This window comes from Glycomyces tarimensis, assembly GCF_054776215.1.
This window is the reverse complement of record NZ_BAAHCB010000009.1, coordinates 75,503-82,281: the sequence shown is the minus strand read 5'-3', so window position 1 is coordinate 82,281 and position 6,779 is coordinate 75,503. Positions and strand designations below refer to the sequence as shown.

Below are 6,779 nucleotides of genomic sequence, written 5' to 3'. Positions count from 1 at the left end.
CATGTCGCCCGAGCAGGCCGCCGGCGAGAACCTCACCGCGGTCTCCGACCTGTACTCGCTCGGCATCGTCGCCCACCAATGCCTCGCCGGCTCGCCGCCGTTCAAGGCCGACACGCCGCTCGGCGTGCTCTCCGCGCACCTGCGCAAGCCCCCTCCCGCGCTGCCCCCCGACGTGCCGCGAGAGGTCGACGCGATCGTCTCCAAGGCGCTGCAGAAGGATCCGTCGGCGCGCTGGCCGAACGCCGCCGCCTTCGCGCAGGCGTGCCGGGAGGTCCGCGCCATGATCACCACCGCGCCGCGCCAAGCGCCGGTGACTCCCTCCCCCACGCGCGTGCAGTCACCCCCGCGCCCCGGTCCCGTCCATCGCACCGGGCCCCAAGTCGCGGCGCACACCGGCTCGCACCCGGTCCCACCGCCTCCCGAAGCGCCCGAGGCGGCACCGCCCGCGCCCGAGGAGCGCCCGCGCTCACGCAAGCGGCTGTGGGCCACGCTCGCCGGAGCGCTCGCCGTCATCGGCACGGCCGCCGCGATCGCCGCCGCCGGCCTGGTGAACGACGACCCGTCGGGGCCGGGCCGCCTGCCCGCCGGCGAGACCGACGGCGACGACGCAGCCGTCCAGGGCCAGGACAACGAGCAGGCACCCGCCGCCGAGGACGATCAGGCGCCCGGGCGACCCGGCGAGACCGACATGCCGGACGCCTCGGCGAACGCCGAGGCCGAGGAGCACGGGCAGACCTCGCCGCCGGTCGGCGGCCTCGAGCCCACCGAGAACACGACCACCGCGCCGGGCCCCACCCAGAGCACTTCGCCTACGCCGCAGGCGTCGGTGACCGTGCCCGACGTCGTCGACCAGTCCGAGGCCACGGCGCGCCAGCGCATCGAGGAATCCGACCTGGCCGCCTCGGTCGCCTATGAAGGCGAAGGCGACCACAAGTGCGGCGTGGTCCGCCAGTACCCGAACTCCGGCGCCAAGGTCCAGCCGGACTCGACGGTGCAGCTCACCGTCCAGCGCGCCGCCGACGCCGCCGCGTGCAAGAACGAGTCCGAGCAGAACCCCTCGCCCACGCCGCGCCCCGGCCAGTAGACGCGACAGCGCCCGACCCTCCGTGACGGCGGGTCGGGCGCTGCTTCGTTCGCTGTCGGGCGCTACTGCCCGGCCGCCTCCCTGGCGGCCTCGAGCTCGTCGAGCGCTCGGAACAGTTCGTCCAAGGCTCGGCCGATCTCCTCGTTGGAGCCGGTGGCCTGCGCTTCCTCGTAGGCCTGCTGGGCCGTGAGCACGTTGTCGATGGCCTCGGTCACCTCCGGCGGATCCTCGGCGCCCGCGTCGGGCGCCTCGGTCGTCGGCTCTTCCGTGGCCGGCTCCTCGGTGGCCGGATCGTCACCGGTGGCGTCCGGGTCATCCTCGATCTCCTCGGCCGCGGTCGGGGCGCCGGAGACGTACTGCTCCACGACCGACGCGATGGCCTCGTCGAAGCCCTCGGCGTAGCCGACGTACCCGCCGTAGCTGACCGCGACGCGCCGCAGCAGCGGCAGGGTCGCGCCATCACCGCCGGACTGCCGGCGCAGGTACATCGGCTCCATGTACATGATCCCGTCGCCGACCGGCAACGCGAGCAAGTTGCCCCATTCGACCGTGGTGCCCTGCTGCTGGAACAGCCTGAGCTCCTCGGCGACCTCGGTGGTCGAGGTGATGATCTGGTGCACCTGGCCCACCGACTGGTCGTCGCCGCCGGCGACGTCGTAGATCACCAGATTCGGGTCGCCGTTCTCGTCGTAGTAGGCCGACATGAGGCTCGCCAGCGCGTTCTCGCGGTTCCTCGGCACGTAGGTGCTGGTCAGCTGGAAGTGCGACTGCTCCTGGTTCGGATACTGCGCGAAGACGTAGTAGGCCGGCTGGGAGACCGCGTTGCCCTGCGAGGGGTCTTCGGGGGTCGCCCATGCCTCACCGCCCTCGATGAACGTCCGGGCCTCGTCGACGTGGTAGCGCTGGAGGATGTTGCGCTGGACCTTGAACAGGTCCTGCGGGTAGCGGAAGTGCTCGGCGAGCTCCGCGGGCGTGTCCTCCTTCGGCGTGACCAAGTCGTCGCCGTAGATGTTGCTCCACGCCTGGAGGATCGGGTCCTCCTCGTCGAACTCGTACAGCTCGACCGATCCGTCGTAGGCGTTCACGACCGCCTTGACCGAGGAGCGGATGTAGTTGACCTCTTCGGAGGCCTGGTTCGCGACGCCCTGGCCGGAATAGGTGTCGTTGGTGGCCACGGACAGGTCGACCCTGTCGGAGTACGGGAAGTTGCTCGTCGTGGTGTAGCCGTCGACGATCCACACGACCTCGCCGCCGATGACCGCCGGGTAGGGGTCGGTCTCGATGGTCAGGAACGGCGCGACCGCCTGGACGCGGTCGCGGACGTTGCGGTTGTACAGCAGCTGCGATTCTTCGTTGATCTGGTCGGACAGCAGGAACCGCGGCTCCTGGAACTCCCACGCGTAGAGCAGGCGCCGCGTGAACGAGCCGATCTCGACGCCGCCCTCGCCCTGGTAGGTGGTGTAGCGGTCCGAGCCGATCTCCTCGGCCTCGGCGTCGTCGGGGTCGTCGGTGGTGACCGCGATGTCGGCGGGCCGGTCGTACTCGCGCGGCGTCTCGCCCTCGGGGGCGCCGACGATCGCGTAGTCGTTGTTGAGCAGGCCGTAGTAGATCTGGGGCTGCTCGACATCGAGGAAGTCGTCGCTGGCCTCGCATTGGCCGGCCTCGGTGTCGTCGGAGCGCATGACGCCGTTCATGAAGAACGGGCCGCCGTTGCAGTTGCGGGTGCTCGAGGCCGCGACGAAGCCCCAGCCGTGCGTGTAGACGGTGTGGCGGACGGTCCAGTCCTGCTGCTCGCCGGTGAGCTGCTCGGGGTTGAGTTCGCGCAGGCCGACGACGAAGTCCTCGGTGACCTCTTCACCGTCCGGGTTGGTGTAGGTGTAGCGGTCGATGTCGAGCTTGTCGTTGAAGTCGTAGAAGCTTCGCGGCTGCTGGCGCTGGGTGAACGCGTCGGAGACGACGAAGGGGTCGATCAGGCGGGTGTACGGCACCGTGCCGGTGTCGGTCTCCAGCTGTTCGGCGTTCGGGCTGGAGGCGACGGCGTACGTCTCCTGTTGGAGTTCCTCCATGCCGAAGGCGTATCTGGTGCCGTCGATGGTGTGCTGGGCGTACGGCCCTTCGCGCTGGGGGCGGTTCGGCTCGACCTGGAAGTTGCGGACCACGGCCGGGTAGATGCCGCCGGCGGCGATCGCGGTGACCACGACGAGTCCGAGCGCGGCGCCCGGCAGCGCGAGGGAGCGGGTGAAGCCCCAGGAGAAGATGAGGATGACGATGGCGGCGATGACGGAGACCCAGATGAGCGCGTTCTTGGCGTTCATGAGGGCGGTCATCTCGGTGTAGCCGCCGCCGACGATGTTGGTGACCTCGTTGTCCTGGATGGTGAAGCTGTAGCGGTCGAAGTAGTAGGCGACGGCCTTGAGTCCGAGGAACAGCGCCACCAGGATCGACAGGTGGATGCGTGCGGCGTTGGTCATCCGCTCGCCCTGGCCGGAGAAGCGCAGCGCCCCATAGAGGTAGTAGGCGCCGAGGGAGGCGAGGATGCCGACGACGACGGCGGCGAAGCCGAAGCCGATGAGGAACTCCCAGAACGGCAGCCGGAAGACGTAGAAGCCGGCGTCGACGTTGAGGACGGGGTCCTCCCAGCCGAATTGGCCGCCCTCGCGGAACAGCAGCCAGGTCTCCCAGCGGGACTGGGCGGACATGCCGGCGAAGATGCCGACGACGACCGCGACCCCGGCGATCCACCAGCCGGCGCGCGGGGAGATGAGCTCGCGGTAGCGTTCGAGGCCTTCCTGCTCGGCGGTGGCCGGCCAGGTGTCGGGGCGGAAGCGCCAGGCGAGGTAGAGGTTGACGCCGGTCCACGCGGCCATCGCGAAGGTGAATACGGCGAACAGCCCGATTCGGGTCCACATCATGGTGGAGAAGACGGTCGTGTAGTCGACCGAGTCGTACCACAGGTAGTTGGTGCGGAGGCTGACGAGCCATCCCAGCACCGACAGCAGCACTATGGCGCCTACGAGGAGAATCAGCACGTAGCGTCCTCGTCGGCTCATCCGTGGGGGCGTGGGCGTCCGGTTCGCCACTCTAAGCAACTCCTTTGTGTCTCATCGAGCCGACGCGGGGATCAGCAGGTTTCCACTTCTTCGCCGTTGGCGATGGACTCCAGTGCCGTTACCGCGTCCTCGAGGGTCTCCACCCTGACAATAGTCATGTTCTCAGGCGCAACCGAAGCGGCGTCGGCACAGTTCGTGGCCGGGGAGAGGAAGACCTCGACGTCGGCTTCCGAGGAGGCGATGATCTTCTGCTGGATGCCGCCGATCCCGCCGACGTTGCCTTGGGGGTCGATCTCGCCGGTGCCGGCGACGGTAAGCCCGCTGACCAGGTCTTCCTCGGTGACGCGGTCGACGATGCCGAGGGCGAAGATCAGTCCGGCCGAGGGGCCGCCGATGTTGAGGGCATCGGTGTGGATCTCGATCCCGTAGGGGTCTTCGCGCGTGAGCTCGAGTTCGGCTTCGCCGAGCTGAGCGGCCTCGATGGTGGTCGTCTCACCGGCGCGTTCGATGGTGACCTGCGTTTCGCTCTGGGCGAAATCTTCAAGAGCCTCGAGGGATTCGACGGCGTTGCCTTCGACCCCCAGGAGGACGTCGCCTTCGATCAGGCCGCCGCCGTCGGCGATGGCGCGGATCTCGGCGGGCTGGTCGAGGTAGGCGAGCGCGGCCTGTTCGGCGTTGGACTGGGATTCGATCCAGTCCTCCTCCTGCTCGGCGCTGATCTCCTCCTGCGAGCGGTCTGGCGGGTAGACCAGGTCGCGCGGGATGATGGCGTGCTCGTCGGACAGCCAGAAGCGCAGGGCCTGGGCGAGGGTGACGCTCTGCTTGACGCGCACCGTGGTCAGCCGCAGCTCTCCGGAGGTGTCGTATTCGACGTCGGCGCTGATGATCTGGCTTTCGGTGTCGTCCTCGGTCGAGACGACGCCGAGCACGTCTTCGGTGGGCCCCGGCCCCATGACCACGTAGGCGACGTCCATCGACAGCGCCTGCCAGGTCAGCAGGGCCACCATCGCCGCGCCGAGCAAGACGGTTATTCCGCGCCTCTTCATGGCCGGAAGCCTACATGGCGCACGCCATGTGGGATTCCGGCCATGAAGTAAGACAGGTGCAGCATGGGCGGAAGATCCGCGAAGCGGATGCACGCCCGACGAAGGAGGGCGGGACCTCCATGGCGCACGCCATGTGGGCTTCCGGCCATGAACTAAGACAGGTGCAGCATGACCGGAAGATCCGCGTACTTTCCTTCTTCGGTTCAGCTCTGGGCGTACGACTTCGGGGTGCCGTAGATCGCCAGGCCCTGGTTCTCCGGCAAATCCCTGACGTACGGTTGGCGCATGGGCTCCGACATTCCATTCGGTTTCGGCAACTTGGGCGGCGACCTGCCCGACCCGAACGACCCGCGGGTGCAGCAGATGATGCAGCAGCTGCAGCAGATGATGGCGCAGTCGCTGTCGTCCGGACCGGTCAACTGGCAGTTGGCGAAGCAGCTCGCCGAGTCCGAGCTGGAAGCCGAGAACACGATCGGGCCGGCCGACCAGGCCGCGGCCTCCGAGGCCGTGCGCCTCGCCGACCTGTGGCTCGACGGCGCCACCGACTGGCCCTCGGGCGTCTCCGCGACCGACGCGTGGACGCGCAAGCAGTGGATCTCGCAGACGGAAGAATCCTGGAAGCAGCTGGCCGAGCCGCTCGCCGCCCAGATGGGCGAGGCGATGCAGACGCTGGTGCCCGAGGAGATGTCCGGCATGCTCGGTCCGATGGCCGACCTGATGAAGGGCGTCGGTTCCGCGCTGTTCGGCGCGCAGATGGGCCAGGCGCTCGCCAAGCTCGCCGGCGAGGTCCTCTCCTCCACCGAGGTCGGCCTGCCGCTCGGCAAGACCGGCGTGGCCGCGCTCCTGTCGAACAACATCGCCGCTTACGCGGAGGGGCTGGAGCTGCCGATCGAGGAGGTGCGGCTGTTCGTCGCGCTCCGCGAGGCGGCGGCGCACCGGCTGTTCACGCACGCGTCGTGGCTGCGCTCGCACCTGCTGGGCGCGCTCGAGGCGTACGCGCGGGAGATCCGCATCGACGAATCCGCCATCGAAGAAGCCATGGCCGACATCGACCCGACCGATCCGGAGGCCGCGGCCACCATGGATCTGAGCGAGGTCTTCAAGCCCGAGGACACCGAGCAGCAGAAGGCGGCGCTGGCGCGCCTGGGCACGACGCTGGCACTCATCACCGGGTGGATCAACGTGGTGGTCGCCGACGCGGCGGCTGAGCGGCTGCCGACGATGGAGCGGCTGCTCGAGTCGGCCAGGCGCCGGCGCGCGAGCGGCGGCCCGACCGAGCAGACCTTCGAGGCGCTCGTGGGGCTCCAGCTGGATCCCGGCAAGGTCCAAGCGGCGAACCGGCTGTGGAAGGCGCTGGCCGAGGCTCGCGGCGTCGAAGGTCGCGAGGCGGTGTGGGCGCACCCGGACCTGATGCCGAGCGCGGCCGATCTTGAGCACCCCGAGGGCTTCGCGACGGTCTCGGAGGCGCTGGGCGACCTCGACATGTCGATGTTCGACCAGCTCGCGGTCAACGATCCGCAGCCGCCCGAAGCGTACGAAGACGACGAAGATGAGGATGAGGACGAGGACGAGGACGAGGACAAGAAGTAGCCGCGGCCG

General features: G+C 69.1%; 4 protein-coding genes. 2 read left to right on the top strand and 2 right to left on the bottom strand.

The window, feature by feature from the left end; genetic code table 11:
- Positions 1–1,084, top strand: a 1,084-nt coding sequence (locus ACYVK3_RS09930) for a PASTA domain-containing protein (RefSeq protein ID WP_460497142.1), incomplete at its 5' end; no start/stop codon positions are given.
- 62 nt (positions 1,085–1,146) lie between these two features.
- On the opposite strand, the gene ACYVK3_RS09925 is transcribed toward ACYVK3_RS09930, so the two are convergent.
- The gene (locus tag ACYVK3_RS09925) at positions 1,147–4,113 is read right to left on the bottom strand and encodes a UPF0182 family membrane protein (RefSeq protein ID WP_460497141.1); all 2,967 of its coding nucleotides are present in this window, start codon (positions 4,111–4,113) and stop codon (positions 1,147–1,149) included.
- Between the two features lie 92 nt (positions 4,114–4,205).
- Positions 4,206–5,180, bottom strand: coding sequence for a YlbL family protein (locus ACYVK3_RS09920; RefSeq protein WP_460497140.1), 975 nt, complete (start codon positions 5,178–5,180; stop codon positions 4,206–4,208).
- A 285-nt stretch (positions 5,181–5,465) separates the two neighbouring features.
- Between ACYVK3_RS09920 and ACYVK3_RS09915 the strand changes: the two genes are divergently transcribed.
- On the top strand, positions 5,466–6,770 hold the full coding sequence (locus ACYVK3_RS09915; protein WP_460497139.1) for a zinc-dependent metalloprotease: 1,305 nt from the start codon (positions 5,466–5,468) through the stop codon (positions 6,768–6,770).
- The last annotated feature ends 9 nt before the right edge of the window (positions 6,771–6,779 follow it).

What these genes read in the sequence shown, in the direction of transcription:
- ACYVK3_RS09915 (WP_460497139.1), top strand. Translation starts at nt 5,466, where the DNA reads ATGGGCTCCGACATTCCATTCGGTTTCGGCAACTTGGGCGGCGACCTG.
- ACYVK3_RS09920 (WP_460497140.1), bottom strand. Translation starts at nt 5,180, where the DNA reads ATGAAGAGGCGCGGAATAACCGTCTTGCTCGGCGCGGCGATGGTGGCC.